The sequence below is a fragment of the Sandarakinorhabdus sp. genome (genome assembly GCF_032115815.1).
Taxonomy (GTDB): Bacteria; Pseudomonadota; Alphaproteobacteria; order Sphingomonadales; family Sphingomonadaceae; genus Sandarakinorhabdus.
The window spans coordinates 6,007-25,278 of record NZ_JAUMBI010000051.1; the positions used below are offsets into that span (position 1 = coordinate 6,007).

23 protein-coding genes are annotated in these 19,272 nt (G+C 67.1%); 13 read left to right on the forward strand and 10 right to left on the reverse strand.

Features of this window, described 5'->3' with window-relative positions:
- The 10 genes from RT662_RS02855 to RT662_RS02900 all read left to right on the forward strand — a co-directional run.
- Window positions 1-3,034: chromosome segregation protein (locus tag RT662_RS02855; protein ID WP_313668996.1), on the forward strand; the 3,034-nt coding region annotated here is incomplete at its 5' end.
- A gap of 153 nt (window positions 3,035-3,187) precedes the next feature.
- Entirely contained in the window at window positions 3,188-3,490 is a 303-nt protein-coding gene (locus RT662_RS02860) for an AtpZ/AtpI family protein (RefSeq protein WP_303780142.1), read from the forward strand.
- Window positions 3,491-3,508: 18 nt separating this feature from the next.
- A complete protein-coding gene (locus tag RT662_RS02865; protein WP_040605451.1) occupies window positions 3,509-4,237 on the forward strand; it encodes a F0F1 ATP synthase subunit A in 729 nt (242 codons plus the stop codon).
- Between the two features lie 36 nt (window positions 4,238-4,273).
- Window positions 4,274-4,501: a F0F1 ATP synthase subunit C gene (locus tag RT662_RS02870; RefSeq protein ID WP_022679853.1), complete on the forward strand. Its 228-nt coding sequence runs from the start codon at window positions 4,274-4,276 to the stop codon at window positions 4,499-4,501.
- Between the two features lie 70 nt (window positions 4,502-4,571).
- Window positions 4,572-5,048, forward strand: coding sequence for a hypothetical protein (locus RT662_RS02875; RefSeq protein WP_313669001.1), 477 nt, complete (start codon window positions 4,572-4,574; stop codon window positions 5,046-5,048).
- 9 nt (window positions 5,049-5,057) lie between these two features.
- Window positions 5,058-5,627, forward strand: coding sequence for a hypothetical protein (locus tag RT662_RS02880; RefSeq protein WP_313669003.1), 570 nt, complete (start codon window positions 5,058-5,060; stop codon window positions 5,625-5,627).
- Between the two features lie 158 nt (window positions 5,628-5,785).
- The gene (locus RT662_RS02885) at window positions 5,786-6,328 is read left to right on the forward strand and encodes an N-acetyltransferase (protein WP_313669005.1); all 543 of its coding nucleotides are present in this window, start codon (window positions 5,786-5,788) and stop codon (window positions 6,326-6,328) included.
- Between the two features lie 26 nt (window positions 6,329-6,354).
- On the forward strand, window positions 6,355-6,924 hold the full coding sequence (locus RT662_RS02890; protein WP_409530131.1) for a DUF1285 domain-containing protein: 570 nt from the start codon (window positions 6,355-6,357) through the stop codon (window positions 6,922-6,924).
- Entirely contained in the window at window positions 6,914-7,507 is a 594-nt protein-coding gene (locus RT662_RS02895; RefSeq protein ID WP_313669006.1) for a CoA pyrophosphatase, read from the forward strand. Before RT662_RS02890 ends, RT662_RS02895 begins: the two co-directional genes overlap by 11 nt.
- Window positions 7,504-8,697: a CCA tRNA nucleotidyltransferase gene (locus RT662_RS02900; RefSeq protein WP_313669007.1), complete on the forward strand. Its 1,194-nt coding sequence runs from the start codon at window positions 7,504-7,506 to the stop codon at window positions 8,695-8,697. The genes RT662_RS02895 and RT662_RS02900 overlap by 4 nt, the downstream gene beginning before the upstream one ends.
- Here the strand turns inward: RT662_RS02900 and RT662_RS02905 are convergent.
- The 7 genes from RT662_RS02905 to recO all read right to left on the reverse strand — a co-directional run bounded on the left by RT662_RS02905 (window position 8,688) and on the right by recO (window position 13,664).
- Window positions 8,688-8,894: a toxin-antitoxin system HicB family antitoxin gene (locus tag RT662_RS02905; protein WP_313669009.1), complete on the reverse strand. Its 207-nt coding sequence runs from the start codon at window positions 8,892-8,894 to the stop codon at window positions 8,688-8,690. The genes RT662_RS02900 and RT662_RS02905 overlap by 10 nt on opposite strands.
- A gap of 7 nt (window positions 8,895-8,901) precedes the next feature.
- Window positions 8,902-9,795 (reverse strand): SPFH domain-containing protein, encoded by an 894-nt coding sequence (locus tag RT662_RS02910; RefSeq protein ID WP_313669011.1) that lies wholly within the window; start codon window positions 9,793-9,795, stop codon window positions 8,902-8,904.
- Between the two features lie 66 nt (window positions 9,796-9,861).
- Window positions 9,862-10,182 (reverse strand): hypothetical protein, encoded by a 321-nt coding sequence (locus RT662_RS02915; protein WP_313669012.1) that lies wholly within the window; start codon window positions 10,180-10,182, stop codon window positions 9,862-9,864.
- A 38-nt stretch (window positions 10,183-10,220) separates the two neighbouring features.
- Window positions 10,221-10,403, reverse strand: a complete 183-nt coding sequence (locus RT662_RS02920; RefSeq protein WP_313669013.1) for a hypothetical protein — start codon at window positions 10,401-10,403, stop codon at window positions 10,221-10,223.
- 6 nt (window positions 10,404-10,409) lie between these two features.
- On the reverse strand, window positions 10,410-10,595 hold the full coding sequence (locus tag RT662_RS02925; protein WP_313669015.1) for a hypothetical protein: 186 nt from the start codon (window positions 10,593-10,595) through the stop codon (window positions 10,410-10,412).
- 40 nt (window positions 10,596-10,635) lie between these two features.
- Window positions 10,636-12,882, reverse strand: coding sequence for a DNA topoisomerase IV subunit A (gene parC, locus RT662_RS02930; protein ID WP_313669016.1), 2,247 nt, complete (start codon window positions 12,880-12,882; stop codon window positions 10,636-10,638).
- A 41-nt stretch (window positions 12,883-12,923) separates the two neighbouring features.
- On the reverse strand, window positions 12,924-13,664 hold the full coding sequence (gene recO, locus RT662_RS02935; RefSeq protein WP_313669017.1) for a DNA repair protein RecO: 741 nt from the start codon (window positions 13,662-13,664) through the stop codon (window positions 12,924-12,926).
- Between the two features lie 122 nt (window positions 13,665-13,786).
- Between recO and RT662_RS02940 the strand changes: the two genes are divergently transcribed.
- A complete protein-coding gene (locus RT662_RS02940) occupies window positions 13,787-14,533 on the forward strand; it encodes a cistern family PEP-CTERM protein (RefSeq protein WP_313669019.1) in 747 nt (248 codons plus the stop codon).
- Between the two features lie 66 nt (window positions 14,534-14,599).
- Here the strand turns inward: RT662_RS02940 and era are convergent, their stop codons facing one another.
- Window positions 14,600-15,514: a GTPase Era gene (gene era / locus RT662_RS02945; RefSeq protein WP_313669020.1), complete on the reverse strand. Its 915-nt coding sequence runs from the start codon at window positions 15,512-15,514 to the stop codon at window positions 14,600-14,602.
- The gene (gene rnc / locus RT662_RS02950; RefSeq protein WP_313669022.1) at window positions 15,511-16,248 is read right to left on the reverse strand and encodes a ribonuclease III; all 738 of its coding nucleotides are present in this window, start codon (window positions 16,246-16,248) and stop codon (window positions 15,511-15,513) included. The genes era and rnc overlap by 4 nt, the downstream gene beginning before the upstream one ends.
- A gap of 92 nt (window positions 16,249-16,340) precedes the next feature.
- Here rnc and pgi point away from each other — a divergent pair, with 92 nt between their 5' ends.
- The gene (gene pgi, locus RT662_RS02955) at window positions 16,341-17,843 is read left to right on the forward strand and encodes a glucose-6-phosphate isomerase (RefSeq protein ID WP_313669024.1); all 1,503 of its coding nucleotides are present in this window, start codon (window positions 16,341-16,343) and stop codon (window positions 17,841-17,843) included.
- Between the two features lie 78 nt (window positions 17,844-17,921).
- Here the strand turns inward: pgi and RT662_RS02960 are convergent, their stop codons facing one another.
- Complete coding sequence (locus tag RT662_RS02960; protein ID WP_313669026.1) at window positions 17,922-18,221, reverse strand: hypothetical protein; 300 nt, start codon at window positions 18,219-18,221, stop codon at window positions 17,922-17,924.
- A gap of 99 nt (window positions 18,222-18,320) precedes the next feature.
- Here RT662_RS02960 and RT662_RS02965 point away from each other — a divergent pair, with 99 nt between their 5' ends.
- Window positions 18,321-19,268, forward strand: a complete 948-nt coding sequence (locus RT662_RS02965) for a LysR family transcriptional regulator (protein ID WP_313669027.1) — start codon at window positions 18,321-18,323, stop codon at window positions 19,266-19,268.
- Window positions 19,269-19,272: the final 4 nt, after the last annotated feature.

Sequence of the window (19,272 nt, forward strand, 5' to 3'; positions counted from 1 at the left end):
CACCGGCGCGCACAGCCCGGCGATCGTCGGCCAGGGCCGCATCAGCGCCATCATCGCCGCCAAGCCGGCCGAACGCCGCCAGTTGCTGGAAGAAGCCGCCGGCATCGCTGGGCTTGCCGTGCGCCGGCGCGAGGCGGAGATTCGCCTGCGCGCCGCCGAAGCCAATGTGACGCGGCTGGACGACGTGATCCGTGGGCTGGAGACGCAGGCCAATACGTTGCGCCGTCAGGCCAAATCGGCGGAGCGCTATCGCAGCCTGTCTGATCGCATCCGCCATGGCGAAGCCGCGCTGATCCACGCCCGCTGGCACACCGCTGTGGCGTTGAGCGAACGCGCCCGCAAGGCCGCCGTGGCCGCCGAAACCTTGGCCGCCGAACGTACACGGCTGGCAGCGCAACTCACCGCCGAAGCCGCCGATGCCAATGCTGCCCTGCCGACGCTGCGTCAGGCCGAAGCCGAAGCCGCCGCCGCCGCTCAGGCGCTGCGCCAGCGCCGTGCACTGCTGGACGCCGAAGCCCAGGAACTGGCCCGCCGCGATGCCGCGCTGGCCGCCAGCATTGCCAGCATTGATCGCGATGCGGCGCGCGAAGCGGCGCTGGCCGATGATGCCGCTGCCGCTGGCGGGCGGCTGGCGGCTGAAGATGCGGCGCTGGCTGAACGCCTGGCGGCGCTGGCGGCAGAACGCCCGGCGCTGGCCGAGCGGCTGACGCTGGCGCAAGCCGCCGCGCTGGCCGCCGAAACCGCCCTCTCCGATGCGATGGCCGCCCATGCCGCTGCGGCGGCGGCCGCCCGTGCCGCCGGCGATGCCGCCGCCGCCGCCACCGCCCGCGCTGCCCGGGCCGAGGCCGAAGCAAAGAGCCTGGCCGATCGGCTGGCACGGTTGGCGCCGGCGCCGGATCTGGAGCCGTTCCGCGCCGCCGTCGCCAAGGCCCAGGCCGATGTTGCCGCCTGCGAAACCGGTGTCGCCGATTCCGAAGCGGCCCGCCCCGCCGCCGAAATCGCGCGCAGCGAGGCCGCCGCCGCGCTGGCTGCTGCCCGCGCCACGCTGGCCAGCCTCGAGGCCGAAGCGCAGGCGCTGGCCCGCCGCCTCGCCGCCGATCAGGGCAAGACCCCGCGCATTGCCGATCGCTTGGTGGTTGCCGCCGGCTATGAGGCCGCGCTGGCTGCCGCGCTTGGCGAGGATATGGAGGCTGGCCCTGCCGATTCGACGGCACCGCGCCGCTTTGCCGGCAGTGCGGCCGCTGATGATCCGGCGTTGCCGGCTGGCGTCACGTCGCTTGCTGGCCAGGTGCAGGCGCCGCCCGAATTGGGGCGCCGGCTGGCACAAACTGGCGTTGTCGATGCCGCGCCCGATGCGGCGTTGCTGGCCGCATTGAAGCCCGGACAGCGGCTGGTGAGCCGGGATGGCAAATTGTGGCGATGGGACGGGCTGGTGGACGCCGGTGGCCGCACCGATGCCGCCGCTGCTCGCCTGCGCGCCCGCCGCCGTGCTGCCGAACTGGAGACCGAGCGTCAGGCCACGGCCACTGCGGTTGAGGCCGCCACCACCCGCCAGCGCGATGCCGAAGCCGCCGCGAGCGCCGCCGCTGCCGCCGAACGGACGGCGCGCCAGGCCCGCGATGCGGCAGCCCGATTGCTCGGCGAAGCGCGCGGCCGGCTGGCGCAGGCCGAAACGGCCGCGGCCCGCGCCGCCGGCGAGGAAGCCAGCCTGAAGACCGCCGCCGCGCAAGGCCAGGCCGACCGGGAGCGGCTGGCCGCCGAAGCCGAGACGGCGTGTGCTGCCGTGCCGGCGGCCGATGCACTCGCCGGCCTGTCAACGGCGCTGGCTGCGGCCCGAACCGGGAATGACACCGCCCGCACCGCGCTGGCCACCGCACGCGCCGCCGTGGACACGGCTGGCCGCGATGCCGACACTGCCGCCCGCCGCCGTACCGCGATTCTGGCCGAACAGGTGGATTGGCAGCGCCGGACCGATGCCAGCGCCGGCCAGCGCAGCGAACTCGCCAACCGCCGAGAAGCCGCCGAGGATGAACGCGCCGGGCTCGCCGCCCGCACCCGCGCCATTGCCACCGATCTGGCTGGCCTGGCGTCCACCACGCAAACGGCAGACGCCGCCCGTGCTGCGGCTGCGGATCGGCTGGCTGCCGCCGAATCCGCCCTGAACGCCGTTTCTGCCCGCGCCCGCGCTGCTGACGCTGATGTGGGCGAAGCCCGCGAACTGCGTGCCACCGCCCGCGCCGAGGCCGAGCATCAGGATGCCGCCCGGCTCGAACTGGAACGCCTGTGCGGGGAGCGGTTCCAGTGCCCGCCACCACTGCTGCCCGGCCGCTTCGGCTTCGGCATCGAACCCGGCGATCCGGCTGCGCTGGCGGAAGCACTCGATGGTCTCACCGCCGAGCGCGACCGGCTGGGCCCAGTCAACCTGCGCGCCGATATCGAACTGAAGGAGCTGGAAGAGCAGGCCCTGCTGACCGCCTCGGAGAAGGCCGAGCTCGATACCGCCATCGCCCGCCTGCGCGGCTCCATCGGCAGCCTCAACCGCGAAGGCCGACAGCGGCTGCAGGCGGCCTTCACCGCTGTGGATGGCCATTTCCGCACGCTCTTCTCTGATCTGTTCGGCGGCGGTGAGGCGCAACTGGCGCTGATCGAATCCGATGATCCACTCGAAGCCGGCCTCGAGATCATGGCGCAGCCGCCGGGCAAGAAGTTGCAATCGCTCACGCTGTTGTCGGGCGGCGAACAGGCGCTCACCGCCACGGCGCTGATCTTCGCGCTGTTCCTTTCCAATCCCGCCCCGATCTGCGTGCTCGACGAAGTCGATGCGCCGCTGGATGATGCCAACGTGGAACGTTTCTGCGACCTGCTCGACCGGATGGCGGCTGAGACAGCCACCCGATTCCTGATCGTCACCCACAACGCCGTTTCGATGAGCCGCATGCACCGCCTGTTCGGCGTCACCATGGGCGAGCCCGGCGTGAGCCAGTTGGTGAGCGTTGACCTGCAGACCGCCGAGAGACTGGTGGCCATGGCGTAACTGTCACAACGCTCGCAATTGCACCAAGGTTGCACTGCACAACGGTTGACAGGCCCACCCCCCGCATCTAGGACGCGCGCCAAGTCTTGTCGGCATCGCTGGCGGGGCCGTCTGTCATATGCGACAGGCAGTAGGATCACAGGGATTTGCGCCTTGGCCAAACCACCCACCGACGAGGATAGCCTCGCGCGCCGCATTGCTGCGGCCCGGGCGGCGGAACCGAGCCGGAAGGATGGCGCCAAGCTGCAGGAAAATCAGGGCTGGCAGGCGGCGTCGGAATTCATCGGCGCCATGCTGGCAGGCGGTTTCATCGGCTGGTTCATCGACCGGCAGGCCGGAACCGGCCCCTGGGGTCTGATCACGATGTTGTTGTTGGGGTTTGTGACGGGTCTTACCCAGTCGCTGCGCCGGCAGAAGCGGATGGACAAAGAGTCCGCCAAACGGGACGAGGAATAAACGGCCGTGGCCAACCCGATGGAGCAGTTCAAGATCGAAACCATCGTCCCGCTGAACGCGGGCGGGTTTGATTTGTCGTTCACGAACAGCTCGCTGTGGATGCTGATCACGCTGCTGGCGGTTTCGGCCTTCCTGTTCATCGGCACCGCCCGCCCGCAGCTGGTGCCGGGCCGGATGCAGGCCGCCGTCGAGCTGCTTTATGATTTCATTCGCGACATGCTGCGCGAAAATGTCGGCAAGGATGGCCTGCGCTACGCTCCCTTGATCTTTGCTGTCTTCATCTTCGTGTTGTCGTGCAACCTGATCGGCATGGTGCCGTTCGTGCACAGCTTCACTCCCACCAGCCACATCGCCGTCACCTTCGGCCTGGCCATGATCGTCTTCATTCTGGTGGTGATCGTCGGCTTTGCCCGCCACGGCCTGCACTTCTTCTCGCTGTTCCTGCCGGAAGGCACGCCGCTGTTCGTGGCGCCGCTGGTGGCTGCGATCGAATTCCTGTCGTTCCTGTCGCGCCCGTTCACGCTGGCTATCCGACTGTTTGCCAACATGACCGCCGGCCACGTGCTGATGAAGGTGTTTGGCGGGTTCGTGGTGTCGCTGGGCGCGGTCAATATCGGGCTGGGGATCATTCCGCTGGGCGTCAACGTGGCGCTCACCGCGCTGGAACTGCTGATCGCCGTCGTGCAGGCCTATGTGTTCGCGCTGCTGGCCAGCATCTATCTCAACGACGCCGTCAATCTTCACTAATCAATCCAACCACTAGATCACCGTAGAGGACGAACAATGGAAACTGTTGCTGCTTACAAGCTGATCGGCGCCGGCCTGGCCGCCATGGGTGCTGGTTTCGCCGCCATCGGCGTCGGCCTCATCTTCGGGATGTTCCTGCAGGGCGCGCTGCGCAATCCGGCCGCTGCCGACAAGCTCGGCGCCCGCCTGATCTTCGGCTTCGCCGTGACCGAAGCTTTGGGCCTTATCGCCGCCGTTGTCGCGCTGGCGCTGGCGTTCGGCTGATTTCGGCTCTGGTGCCCGGTGGTAACCACCGGGCGCCAGCCTTTTACCGCTGAAAAGCCGGGGATGATCCGTGCCACAATTTGATCCTGCCAGTTTCGTATCGCAGCTGTTCTGGTTCGGCGTGATCTTCACGCTGCTCTATTTCGCTGTGGTGCGGCCAACTTTGCCCAAGGTGGGCAAGGTGATCGATGCGCGTGAAGCGCAGGTCGGCAGTGATCTGGATCGGGCCGAAGCAGCCAAGGGCGCGGCCGATACGCTGCGCGCTGATCATGAAACCGCCATGAAGGCGGCCCGCGATGCCGCCCAGGCGGCGGTGGCCCAGGCCCGTGAAACGGCGGCCAAGGCCAGCGACACCCAGTTGAAGGCGCTTGGCGCCCGCCTTGAAGCGGATGCCGAAGCGGCTGCGGCCTCGCTGGAATTGGCGCTGGGCAGTGCCCGCGCCGGCCTCGAAACCACTGTTGCCGAACTGACCAGCGAAGCCATTGCCAAGCTGGTGGGCATCGAGATCACCCCTGCCGACGTGTCGGCAGCGATCGCGGCCCGCTAAGGATCGATCATGGCTGAAGAACAGATCCACACCGCTGAAACTGTTGCCGGCACCGTCGCCGATGGGGGCCATCACGCCGAACCGACGCTGCTCAGCGTTGGTGCCGAAGGCTGGGTCTATACCGGCGTTGCCATCTTCATCGTGCTGGCCGTGGTGGTGTTCAAGGCGCCGTCGCTGATCGCCAAGGCGCTGGATGACCGGATTGCCGGCGTGAAGAAGCAGCTGGATGAAGCCGCCGTGCTGCGCGCCGAAGCCGAAAAGCTGCTGGCCGATGCGCAGGCCGCCAAGGCCGCCGCCGAATCGGAAGCCGCCGCCATCCGCGCCCGCGCGCAGACCGAAGCTGCTGATCTGGTGAAGGCCAGCGAAGCCGCTGCCAGCGACGCCATTGCGCGCCGCACGGCCGCTGCTGCCAGCCGAATCGCCGCTGCCGAACGCACCGCAACAGCGGAACTGAAGGCGGAAGTTGCCGCCCAGGTGACCAAGGCCGCCGCCGCGATCATCGCCGCCCGCGCCGACAAGGACCTGCAGACCCGGCTGACCGACGAGGCCATCGCCGGCCTCGACCGCCGCCTGCACTGAGTCCACTCATCGATCCATTGCGTGTTCATCGACCGGCTGATAGAAAGCCGATCATGACGCATCTGCTGCGACTTGGCCGACGAATCTGACACTGCGCCCCTGATGGTGCAGTGCCCGTTTGCGTTTGTCGTCCCGTTCTGCAGAAAGCCGTCGTTTCCGTGATCACCATCCTTCCGCTGGCGCCCGCGCACCAGCCTGCCATCGACTCCCTGCTCGACGATCGATTCGGCCCGGCGCGCCACAAGCGCACGGCCTATCGCCTGCGTGATCGCGCCGACGTGCTGGGCGATTTCTCGTTCGTTGCCGTTGATGGGGCCATGGACGGCGATACGCTGGTGGGCAGCCTGCAATGCTGGCCGATCCGACTGAAGAGCGTGGGCGGCGCGCGGTTGCCGATGATCCTGCTCGGCCCGGTTGCGGTGGCGGCCGCGCGCGAAGGGCAGGGCATTGCCTCGGCCCTGATGCGCACCAGCCTTGCCGCGCTGGACGCAGCAGACAGTCCGCCGGTGCTGCTCATCGGCGATGCGCCTTTCTATGGCCGCTTCGGTTTCTCGGCGGCGGCAACGCGGCACTGGGAACTGCCCGGCCCAGTCGATCATGATCGGCTGTTGCTGCGCGGGCCCACCACCGGCCTGCCACGCATCGCCTGGGTGGAAGCCGCCACCAGCGGCAACCCGCCCCGCACCGCCAAGGTTGCCTGAACCGCTTCTTGCCCTATCTAGGGGCCGTGAGCACCGAATCTCCTGCTGATCGCTTTGCCGAATTGCTGGCCCTGTCGCGGGCCGGCAAGCGGTTGCCCGTGGAAAAATGGCACCCTAGCCATTGCGGCCACAGCGACATGCGGATCGCTGCCGATGGCACCTGGTTCCACGCTGGCTCACCCATTGGCCGCAAGGAACTGGTGAAGCTGTTTTCCTCCATCCTGCGCCGGGAAACCGATGGCAGCCATGTGCTGGTGACGCCGGTGGAGAAGCTGGACATCGATGTGGAGGATGCGCCGTTCATCGCGGTGGATGCCGATTGGGAAGGTGAAGGCGAGGCAAGGCGCATCCTGTTCCGCCTGAACACGGATGATGTGGTTGCCGCCGGGCCGTACAACATGCTGGACGTGCAGATCGGTGGCGACGGCACCCCGCGCCCTTATCTGCACGTGCGGGGCGGGCTCCATGCGCTCGTCAACCGCGCCACCTTCTATCGCCTGGCCGATCTGGCGCTGGCCGAAGGTGGTGAGCCTCCCGGCTTGTGGAGCGACGGCGCCTTCTTCCCGTTCATGCAGGGCATTGACGATGCCGCTTGATCGCGTGCGCTCCCTGCTCAGCGGGCCGTTCACCCCGCGCCCACATGGCGATTGGGATCTGGACCGCGCCGGCCCGCCGCCGGCTGATGCGCTCACGCCAGCCTCCGTGCTGATGGCAATTTCCGATGAAGCCGCGCCGCAGCTGCTCTTCACCCGCCGCACCGCGAATCTGAAGCGCCACCCTGGCCAGGTCGCCTTTCCCGGCGGCCGCCAGGATGCCGAGGATGCCGATGCCGTGGCGGCCGCGCTGCGTGAGGCGGAGGAAGAAGTCGCCCTGCCGCGCCGGCATGTGGAGGTGCTGGGCACGCTTGATCCCTATCGTACCGGCACCGGCTATCTGGTGACGCCGGTGGTGGGGGTGGTGCCGCCCGGCCTCACCCTGCGCGCTCATCCGGATGAAGTGGACGAATTGTTCCATGTGCCGCTCGCTCATGTTCTCGATCCGGCCAACCATCTGCGTCAGAGCGGCCAGTGGCAGGGCCAGACGCGGCATTACTGGTCGATCCGCCATGATCGCCATTATATCTGGGGCGCCACCGCCGGCATGATCGTCGCCCTGTCGCGCCGACTGGAAACGCTGTGAGCCTGCCCGATCATTTGCCAGCCCAACCCTGGGCCGCCACGCCGGCCGGCGTCGCGCTGCTGGGTGCGCTTGATGCAGCAACGGGTGAGACAAGGCTGGTCGGCGGCGCGGTGCGCGACGGGCTGCTCGGGCTGGGTGGGGCCGATATCGATCTGGCGACGCGGTTTGCGCCGGATGAGGTGATGAAGCGCGTGAAGGCCGCCGGCCTGAAAGCCGTGCCCACTGGCATCGCGCATGGCACGGTCACGGTGGTGGGGCATGATTTGGTCGCCGAAGTCACCACGCTGCGCCGCGACGTGCAAAGCTTTGGCCGCCACGCGCAGGTCGCCTTCACCGATGACTGGCGCGAGGATGCGGCGCGGCGCGATTTCACGGTGAACGCGCTCTATGCCGATCTGCCGGGCGGCGCGCTGCATGATTATTGGGGCGGGCTGGATGATCTGTCGGCGCGCCACGTGCGCTTCATCGGCGATCCGCTGCAGCGCATTGCCGAGGATCATTTGCGCATCTTGCGCTTCTTCCGCTTTTCCGCGCGGTTTGCCGCCGTGGTGGATGCCGATGGGCTGGCGGCCTGTACCGCCCGCGCCAATGATCTGATGGCGCTGAGCCGCGAGCGTATCGCGATGGAATTGCGGCTGCTGCTGGCGCTGCCCGATCCGGTGGCGACGCTGGCGCTGATGCTGGAGGCCGGCATTTTCCGCCCAGTATTGCCGGAACTCAGCCCTGACCGTTTGCCGGTGCTGGTACAGACCATGGTGGCCGAAGCCGCAGCTGGTCTGCCGCCCGCCTGGGAACGCCGGCTGGCGGCGTTGCTGCCGGCGGGTGAGACGCGCGTGGCGGCGGAGGTTGGCGCGCGGCTGAAGCTCTCCAATGTCCAGCGCATCCGGCTGGTGGCGGCGGTGCAACCGGCAGGTTCGGCGCCGCACTGGGAGGCGGCTTACGCGCATGGCGGCGAGGCGGTGATCGACCGGTTACTGATTGCCGGTGATGCGATGGCTGCTGTTCCATTGATTGGCTGGCACCGCCCCCGCCCACCGGCGACAGGCAAGGACATCATCGCCCGCGGCGTCGCGCCCGGGCCGGAAGTGGCAAAGCGATTGGGTGCGTTCGAACGCGCCTGGGTGGCGGCGGGTTTCCCCAACGATAGGGAAACGGTCGCCGCGCTGCTGGACGCTGCCGCTCAGTCCTGAGGCTGTTCAGATGCGGGGGGGCGCCCGCGCTTTGGCCCCGGCGTCACCGCCACCTTCACGCCGCGCTTGGCCAGCGCCTCACGCAACAGCACTTCGATCTGCGCATTGAGGCTGCGCAAATCAGCCGCTGCGGCCCGTTCCAGCGCCTCGTGGAGGGCTGGATCGAGCCGCAGGGGAAAGGCCTTTTTCGCCGTCATCGCAGCGTCAATAGAGGCTGCCTGCGTTGACGATGGGCTGGGTCTCGCGCTCGCCGCACAGCACCACCATCAGGTTGGAGACCATGGCCGCCTTGCGCTCATCATCCAGCTCGACGACGTTCTTCTCGCTCAACTGCGCCAGCGCCATTTCGACCATGCCTACCGCGCCCGCCACCAGGGTTTCGCGCGCAGCGACCACGGCGGCTGCCTGCTGGCGGCGCAGCATGGCACCGGCGATTTCGGGGGCATAGGCGAGGTGGGTGAAGCCGCACTCATCCACCGTGATGCCGGCAACGCTGAGCCGGTTGATCAGTTCGGCGCGCAGTTCGCCCGACACACGATCGTGATCGCCGCGCAGGGTGATCTCCTTGTGCTCGAAATCATCATAAGGGTAACGCGCGCCGATGGTGCGCACCGCCACTTCCACCTGGGCGGTGACGAAGCCGCGATAATCATCAACGTCGAACAGCGCCTGCGCCGTATCGGTAACACGCCACACCAGCTGGGCGGCGATCTCGATCGGGTTGCCGCGCAGATCATTCACCTTGATCTGCTGCGAAATCAGGTTGTTGGCGCGCAGGCTGATCTTCTGCTTGCCCATCCACGGCCAGGTCCAGCGCAGGCCGTTCACCCGATCGGTGCCTTTGTAGTCGCCGAACAGGGTGATGGCCGCACCCTCATTGGGCTGCAGCATGTAGAAGCCGGTGGCGATGAAAGCGAAGGTGAGCGACAGCGCGATCACGCCCAACACTGCCAGCGGCCCACCGCCGCCGACCAGCGCCAGCAAGGCCGCACCCAACGTCACCAGATTGATCAGCAACAGGAACAGCATGGCAATGCCATTGCTGCCAACGCCGGCCCGCTCAAGGCTGGGCTGGCGCGCCGGATCATGGGTCGTCACATTGATCTCCTCGATTTAAATACGATATCATAATTATATCGATTCGAAGCGAACGGGCAAGCGGAATCAGTCGTCGCTGCTGCCGCTGTCATCGCTGCTGTCGTCGTCCCAGTCTCCGCTGGCGCCGCCGCCGCCAAAGTCACCGCCACCGGGTGCGAACGGCGTGTCATCGCTGATCAATTCGTCGGAACGCAGCCGCTCTGGCACATCATTCGCCCAGGGTTCGATCAATGGATCAAGAGCGGGATCGATGATCGGATCAGGCGGAATATCGCGGGGCGACAGAGGAGGGCGGGGCAGGGGCGGGCGCGGTGCCGCCTGGCTGGCGCGGGCACCAAACAGCAGGAACAGGGCAATCACCACAACGATGATGATGATCGCTGTCATCGTCTCAGCCGCCGTTCACGGCCGGGCGCCTGCCGGGGTCAATCGCCCCCGCCGCCACCATCGCCATCACCGCCGCCATCGCCGTCACTGCTGCTGTCCACAACGGTGCCATCGCTGGCCCGCTGTTCCAGCCGCTTGAAGCTGTCGTTCTTGCGCGCGTCGCTGACCATGATGAAGCCGGCGACGCCCAGGGACAGCAGGATGAGGATGACAACCACCATGTCCGTTCAACCCTGCACCGGCGGCTGTTCGCCGCCTTGTTCACTGCGAGCACCTGTGGGCGTGCCACTGGTATCCTCGCCCGAGGGCGGGCGGCGGCGCTTGAACACGTTCGATGGATCCTTGGCCGCCAGGTAGAAAAACCAGGCGAACATGGCGACGTTCAGCACAGCAATAAGGATGACACCGATCATGGCACCATCCTTACCCCGGCCTGGCGGTGCTGGCGAGTGCTCAGGCGGTGAACTTGTTGTCGCGTGGGAAGCCGTTGGGTGGCATCCGCCCGGCGCTGGCGCGGGCGCCCTTCCAGAACGTCAGGTCGGCTTCCGTGCGGGTGCGGCCACTGTCGCCGCCCATTGGCCAGCTCAGCCCTTCCGCCATCACGAATGTGCGCACGTCGCTCATGCCGCCATCCTTGTATTTCTGCAGCGCGACGCCCTGGCCTTTCTGCATCTGCGGCAGTTCTTCCAGCGGGAAGACCAGCAGTTTGCGGTTCTCGCCGATCACCGCCACCATGTCGTCAGCCGGGGAGATCCAGCGCACAATGGCCAGCCGCGCATCGCCCTTGGGCGACATGATCACCTTGCCCTTGCGGGTTTCCGCCAGCAGCTCGGCGCTGTCGATCTGGAAACCGCGACCATCGCTGGCCACGAGTAGCAGGCGGCGATCGGGCTGGTGTGTGAACAGGCTGACAATCTCTGTCCCTTCCGCCAGATCGATCATCAGGCGCAACGGCTCGCCCAGGCCGCGCCCGCCGGGCAGGCGATCGGGAGAGAGCGTGTAGAAACGGCCATCGCTGGCCGCCAGCACCAGGCGATCGGTGGTGGAGGCGTGGAAGGCGTAGGCCGGCCCGTCGCCTTCCTTGAACTTCAGCGCTTCGGTGCTGGCCAGATCGACATGGCCCTTCATCGCGCGAATCCAGCCCTTGGCCGAACAGATGATGGTCAGCGGTTCCTTCTCGATCATCGCCTCGATCGGCACGAACTTCACCTGCGGCGCATCGGCGATGCTGGTGCGGCGGCGGCCGAGCAGGGTGGCGGGGCCATAGGCGGTGCGCAGCGAAGCGAGATCGGTGGCCAGTCGTTCGGTTTGCTGCGCCTCACTATCGATCAGCCCGCGCAGCCCCTTGGCTTCTTCGGTGAGCGCCTTGTTCTCGCGGGTGATCTCGATCTCTTCAAGCCGCCGCAAGCTGCGCAGCCGCATGTTGAGAATGGCTTCGGCCTGCACCGCGGTCAGATCGAAGGCCGCGATCAGCTCTTCCTTGGCATCATCGGCCTCGCGGATGATGCGGATCACTTCATCCAGGTTCAGATAGGCCTTGAGCAGCCCGCCCAGCACTTCCAGCCGCGCATCGATGCGGCCAAGGCGATAGCGGGAGCGGGCGACCAGCACTTCGCGCTGATGCACCAACCACTTGGCGATCACCGGCTTCAGCCCCAGCACGCCCGGCCGGCCTTCATCCAGCACGTTCATGTTGAGCGGAATCCGCACTTCCAGATCGGTCAGCTTGAACAGGCTTTCCATCAGCACGTCGGCATCGACGTTGCGCGATTTCGGCGTGATGACGATGCGCAACTGCTCGTCGCTCTCGTCGGCCACGTCGGCCAGGATGGGCAGCTTCTTCTCGGTGATCAGTTCGGCCAGCTGCTCGATCAATTTGCCCTTCAGCACCTGGTAGGGGATCTCGCTGATGATGATGGTCCAGGTGCCGCGGCCCTGGTCTTCCACGCTCCAGCGCGCGCGCAGGCGGAAACTGCCGCGGCCCGTCAGGTAGGATTCCGCAATGCTGGCGCGCGGTTCGACCAGCACGCCGCCAGTGGGAAAATCCGGCCCGGTGACGAACTGCAGCAGTTCGGTGTCGGCCGCGTCAGGCGCGCGCAGCAGGTGCAGGGCGGCATCCACGATTTCGACCGGGTTGTGCGGCGGGATGCTGGTCGCCATGCCGACGGCGATGCCGGCCGCGCCATTGACCAGCAGGTTGGGGAACAGGCCGGGGAACACCTCCGGCTCTTCCTCTTCGCCATTATAGGTGGTGCGGAAGGGGACGGATTCCTCGTCCAGCCCGTCCATCAGGCGGATGGCGGCATCGGTCAGCCGCGCTTCGGTATAGCGCATGGCGGCCGCGTTATCGCCGTCGATATTGCCGAAATTGCCCTGGCCATCGACCAGCGGCACCCTGAGCGCGAAACTCTGGGCCAGGCGCACCATCGCGTCATAGACCGACTGGTCCCCGTGCGGGTGATATTTGCCGATAACGTCGCCAACAACGCGGGCGCATTTCTTGTAGCCCTGATCGGGGTTCAGCTTCAGCAGTCGCATCGCCCACAGCAGGCGGCGGTGCACGGGCTTCAGGCCGTCGCGCAGATCGGGCAATGATCGCGCGGTGATGGTGGAGAGGGCATAGACGAGATAGCGATCGCCCAGCGCGGCGCCGAACGGGGCTTCGATGATATTGTCGCTCTCGGGGGGAAGGCTGGCCATGGCGATGGGTTAGCGGCGGTGGCGGTTGCCGGCAAGCGCCCTCAGCGCAGCAACAGCGATACAAGCCGTTCCCGCGCCGTCCAGGTGCGTTTGGCTGCCACGCCGCCTTGCAGCACCTCGCGGGCAAGGAAGTGCCCGGTCAGCGCCAGGCCGTCGGCAATGGCGGCGGCATCGGTCTGGCCCCCGCTCCCGACCACGCCCAGCAGGAAACCGGGCAGGGGCAACAATTTCGCCGCCCATGGCAGCCCGGCGCCGCGGCTGACCGCCTGGCGGGATTTGGGCGATGCGAAGGCGAGATCTTCGGTAGCGCCGGTGGCGGCGCAACTGGCCAGATCCAGGCCGAGGCCAAGTTCCGCCAACAGCGCCAGTTCCAGCCGCACCAGCGCCGGGCCCACATCTACCGCCAGGGCGCCCGCTGCCGCGCCGCCGAACAGCGCATCGAACAGCGGAAACAGTCGCGGCTGGGCTTCGCCTTCGGGCAGGGTGGCGGCGGCCAGGCTGGCCAGATAATCGACCAGCGCCAGTGCGGCCGGCCCATGCAGCATCGCCATGTTGGTGCCGAGCGGGTGGACGGTGGCAAAGGCCAATTGCCCGGCCCCCTTGGTGACCAGATCAAGCGCCACACGGTTGCCGATCTGCAGCACCGGCCGCAGCTTGCGTCCGCGTCCGCCCTGCACGTAAGCCGCCACAAGCCCCTGATCTGCCGACAGGAATCGCGCCACCACGGCATGTTCGCCGTGGGGAGCAAGGGCCACCACCAATGCCGGTTCAACGCGGATCATGGCCGCCATCATAGCGGCACGCCCGGAAAATCCACGCGTTACTGTTGTTAACCGTAAATTTACACTTGATTCAGACCCGAATCCGGATAGAAGTTGTTTTCGTTAGTAACGGGGTAATAAGTATGAACAACTTTGCTTTCGCTTTCGCTGCTGCCTTGGTTGCAGCCCCGGCCGCTGCGGCGGTATCGGTGCCCTCCACGCCAGCTTCGTTCGCCGCGCTCAACGACAGCGTGTCGCTGAGCTTTGGTGACGGCTATGCCAACGATGTGCAGCAGCCCGGCCTTGACGGTGCGGCCACCTTCCGCCTGTCCAGCCGCAACGGCGGCAATGGCACGACCAACTGGACCGGCTGGACCTTCACGATCGACAATCTGGCCAACACATCGGGCGGCTCGGTGACGAATTCGCGCCTCGTGTCGTTCGGCTTCAATGTCGATCCCAACGTGGCGGATGCTTCGGCGTCCGGCATGTTCGATCTGAAGAGCATCGGTTCCAGCATTTCCAACGGCATCAACGTGGAAGTCTGCTTCCGCGACACTGGCGGCAACTGCGCTGGCGGCGGTGGTGGCGGCCTGTCGATCGGCCAGGCCATCCCCAATGGCGCCTTCCCGAACAACACCTTCACGCTGCTGTTCGCCCAGGCCCAGTCGGCGATCCAGCTTGATCGCTTCGTGGTCCGCTACCAGAGCATCAATACGGTTGGTGGCCTGAACGGCGGCTCGGGCGTCGGCATTGTCGGCGATGGCCCGCTTGATCCGCTGGGCGGCGTGCCTGAACCGGCCAGCTGGGCGATGTTGATCGCCGGTTTCGGCCTGGTCGGCGCCACCATGCGCCGCCGCAAGCAGCTCGGCCTGTCGGCGACCGCCTGATCGCAGCAGTAAAGGTTTGAATTGGCCCGGTCGCAGTTTCCCTGCGGCCGGGCCTTTTCATGCCGGTCAGTCGACGAAATCGAGGCCGACTGCGCTGTAGAGGCTGCGGTCATCCCCCCAATCGGCGCGCACCTTGATGTGCAGGAACAGGTGGACCTTGCGGCCCAGCAGGTCGGCAATGTTGGCCCGCGACGTCGCGCCGATTTCCTTGATGCGGCTGCCGCCCTTGCCCAGCACGATGGCTTTCTGGCTGTCCCGCTCGATAATGATCTGCTGGTGGATGGCGACGCTGCCGTCGCGCCGTTCCTCCCACTTTTCGGTTTCAACGGTGGCGGCGTAGGGCAGCTCGGCGTGCAGCTGCAGATACAGCTGCTCACGCGTCAGTTCGGTCGCCATCAGGCGGGTGGTGGCATCGCTCAACTGGTCTTCCGGATAATGCCACGGGCTCAGCGGCAGGCGTGCGGCCAGCGCCGCCTTCAGTTCGGTAACGCCATCCCCGGTGCTGGCGCTGATGAAGAAGATCTCCTCGAACTTTGCCAGCTCGTTGCAGCGGCTGGCCAGATCGAGCAGCCGCTCCTTCACGCAGATATCAACCTTGTTGAGCACCAGCAGTTTCGGTTCACGGCGATTGGCCAAGGTGGCGATGATCTCGGGCACATCGCCTTTCAGCCCGGCCTTGGCATCGATCACCAGCACGATCACCTCGGCATCAGTCGCGCCATCCCAGGCCGCCTTCACCATGGCGCGGTCCAGCCGGCGGCGAGGGGCAAAGATACCGGGCGTATCCACCAGCAGCATCTGCGCACTCTCATGGATGGCGATGCCCACCAGCCGCTGCCGCGTCGTCTGCACCTTGGGCGAGACGATGGCGACCTTCTGACCCACCAGCGCGTTGACCAAGGTGGATTTGCCCGCGTTGGGCGCGCCAACAACGGCGATGGTGCCGCAGCGGGTGGTGATGGGGGTCAGTTCACTGGTCATGCTTCAAGGCTTTTCAACAACAGGGTGGCGGCGGCCTTTTCGGCCTCTTGCCGGGATTTGCCGGTGGCGCTGGCCGGCGGGGCGCCGCGCACCGTCACTTCCACGGTGAACACCGGCGCGTGATCGGGGCCATCGCGGTTTACCACCAGATAATCCGGCATGCCCAGCCGGCGTTTCAGCGCCCATTGCTGCAGGGCGCTCTTGGGATCGTTCAGGAACGGCTGTTCGGCCTGCATCATCGGGCCCCAGTGGCGCGTGACAAACGCCGAGGCCGCCGTCCAGCCGCCATCGATGAACACCGCCGCCGTAACCGCTTCGGCCACATCGCCCAGCACATTGTCACTGTCGGCCAAGCCCTTGCCGCGGCTCACCGGTTCCATCGCGATAAGTGGCCCGGCGTTCCAGCCGCGCGCCACGCGGGCGTTGGCCGGGCCTTCCACCATGGCGTGCAGCCGCGCCGTCAATCGGCCTTCGGCTTCATCATGCTGGCCATAGAGCAGGCCGGCGACCACGCAGCCAAGCACGCGATCGCCCAGGAATTCCAGCCGCTGGTAACTGGCGCCGGCCTGGCGGGTGGCGCTGCCATGGGTGAGCGCGCGATCGAGCAGCGCCAGATCGGCAAATTCATGGCCCAGCACATCACGTGCAAAGGCCGCCAGCCGTTCCATCCGGTCGGCACGGGCCAGTTCGGGGCCGGGCCCCGGATCGGGCATTGCCTTGCGCTTTCGAGTCATCGGCTTCGCCGTGGGCCGATTGCACCACCCGGTCAAGCCTTTGGCCGCAACAGGGCTGGACTTCGCACGCCCAAGGCCGGAAAACAGCGCGCATGGATCATCTTGCTGCCATCCGCGCTGCCGGAGCTGCCCCGGTCGATATTCGTGCCCTGTTCGCGATGGAACCAGACCGGCTGGCCCGCCTGTCTGCAAGCGCCTGCGGCCTGGCGCTGGACCTGTCCCGCCTCGCGCTGCCGCTGCCGCTGCTGGATCAACTGCTCGCCGCCTGCACGGCCGCCGATCTGCCCGGCTGGCGGGCGCGGCTGTTGGGCGGCGAGGTGGTGAACCCAAGCGAAGGCCGCGCCGCCACTCACACGGCCGAGCGCGGCGTCGGCAATGCCGCGAATGTGGCCGTTGCCCAGGCTGCCGCCGCAGATGTGGCGCGGATCGCCACCCAGTTGCGCGCTGAGGGCGTGAGTGACGTGATCCTGATCGGCATCGGCGGTTCGGCATTGGGGCCGGCGTTGCTCAACGATGCGCTTGGCCGCGATGGCGATGGTCCGCGCATCCATGTCGTCTCCAACATCGATGGCGAGGCGCTGCACCGCGCACTGGCCGCCTGCCAGCCGGCAACAACGCGGCTGGTGGTCGTCTCGAAAACCTTCACGACGGCTGAAACCATGATCAACGCCGAAACCGCGCTGGAACAGCTGGCCGGTCGCCGCTCCGACTGTATCGCCATCACCGCCCGGCCTGATCGTGCCGCCGCGTGGGGCGCCGGCCATGTGCTGCCCTTCGCCGAGTCGGTGGGCGGGCGCTATTCGCTGTGGTCTGCCGTCGGCCTGCCGCTCGCCATTCGTTGCGGGCCGGAGGCGCTCAGCCAGTTGCGCGCCGGCGCCGCCGCGATGGACGCGCATTTCCGTGATACCCCGCTGGATCGCAACCTGCCGGTGCTCGCCGCGCTCGCCGATGTGTGGGCCGCCCACGGCCAGGGCCAGCAGACGCGGGGCGTGTTTGCCTATGATGAACGGCTGCGGCTGCTGCCCTCCTATCTGCAGCAGCTGGAAATGGAATCGAACGGCAAGAGTGTTGGCCGCGACGGCAGCCCGCTGGCCGGGCCAACGGCCGCCATCACCTGGGGCGGCACCGGCACCGATGCGCAGCATGCCGTTTTCCAGTTGATCCACCAAGGCACGTGCGTGGGCCCGGTCGAGTTCGTGGCGGTGCTGGAACCGGCCCATGATCTGCCCGCCACCCACCATCGCCAATTGCTGGCCAATTGCTTCGCGCAAGGCGCCGCGCTGTTGAAGGGCCGCAGTTTCGAGGCGGCGCTGGCGCTTTCGGGCGGCGACGAAGCGCTGGCCCACGCCAAGACGTTCAGTGGCAACCGGCCATCCTCCACCCTGCTGCTCGATCGCCTCGATCCGGCCACGCTGGGTGCGCTCATCGCCTTTTACGAACACCGCACCTTCACGGCCGCCGTGCTGCTCGGCATCAACCCGTTCGATCAATGGGGCGTGGAGCTGGGCAAGGAACTGGCCAATGCCCTGCTGGCGGGCGAGGATCTGAGCTTCGATCCCTCCACCGCGTGGCTGGTGGCGCGGGCCGGGCTGTAACCAAAAAAACGGCGGCCACCCGGGGTCTGGGTGGCCGCCGCAAGACCTGCCGGCGGGAGGGCGGCCGGCGGGCTTGTATCAACGCCGATCGGCGAGCTGGACAGTGGTGGCCAGCTGTTCACGGGCGGCGGCGAACTTCTTCGTGGCTTCGTGGCGATTGCCTTCGGCACAGATCATCTCGGCCGTTTTCACGGTACGCAGCACCTTGGCCGCATGCTGCGGCTGGGCCGTGCTGATTTCCGTGCGCAGCTGCTGGGCTTCGACGGCGCAGCTGGTGGCGGTCGCCGCCTGCGCCGGGGTGATCGCGGCGAAGGGCAGGGTGGCGGTCAGCATCAGGGCGGCGATGGTCAGGCGGTCGATGGTGGAACGTGCGATCATGGTCTGGGTCCTTTCAGTGCTCGGCGGCAGTGGCTTGCCGATGACTGGGTTTTAAGTCACACTCAGACCCAAGTTAATCCACGCAATGATTGTCACCCCATGAAGCACAGCTACACAATTCCGCGGAACCTGCTTGATGGCCTCGAAGCCTTCCTGCGCGTGGCGGAGCGACGCTCCTTCCGTGAAGCCGCCGAGGATCTGGGCGTGTCGCCATCGGCCATCAGCCAGACCGTGCGCCAGCTGGAAGACCGCATCGGCGTGCCGCTCTTCATCCGCACCACGCGCTCCGTCGGCCTCACCGAAGCCGGCGCGCTGTTCCACGCCCAGGCCGCCCCCGCCTTCGCCAGCCTGGTAAGCGCGTGGGAAGGCGCACGCACCTACGGCGAACGCCCGGCCGGGCTGCTGCGGCTCAACATGCCGCGCGCCGTGGTGCCCATCCTGATCGAACCGATCATTGCCGATTTCTGCGACAAATATCCGGATGTGGACGTGGAAGTGGCCGGCGAAGACGCCATCATCGATCTCGCCGCCAGCGGGCACGACGCCGGCATCCGCACCGGCGAACTGCTGGAAGCGGACATGATCAGTGTGCGCCTTACGCCACCCTTCCGCTTCGTCATCGTCGGCACACCGGACTATTTCGCCCGCCACGGCCGGCCGCAGTCAATCGCAGATCTCAAGTCTCACAACTGCATCCGCCAGCGCATCAGCGGCAGCAGCAACCTGTTCCCCTGGCGGGTGATGGACGGCAACCGCAGCATCGACGTGCCGGCAAAAGGCCGCGTCATCGTCAGCGACAATGCCGCCGTCCTCGCGCTGGCCCGCCGCGGCCTTGGCCTTGCGCAAGTCAGCGAACCGCTCGTGCTCGACGATCTTGCCGCCGGCACCCTCGAAATCGTCATGAGCCCCCTCTGCCCCTCCAGCCCCGGGCTCTTTCTCCACTACCCCGGCCATGCCCAGGTGCTCCCCAAGCTGCGGGCGTTCATCGATCATGTGAAGGCCGCACTGGCGACGGGGATGTTGGACCGGCTGATTCCGCCCGTTTGAACCC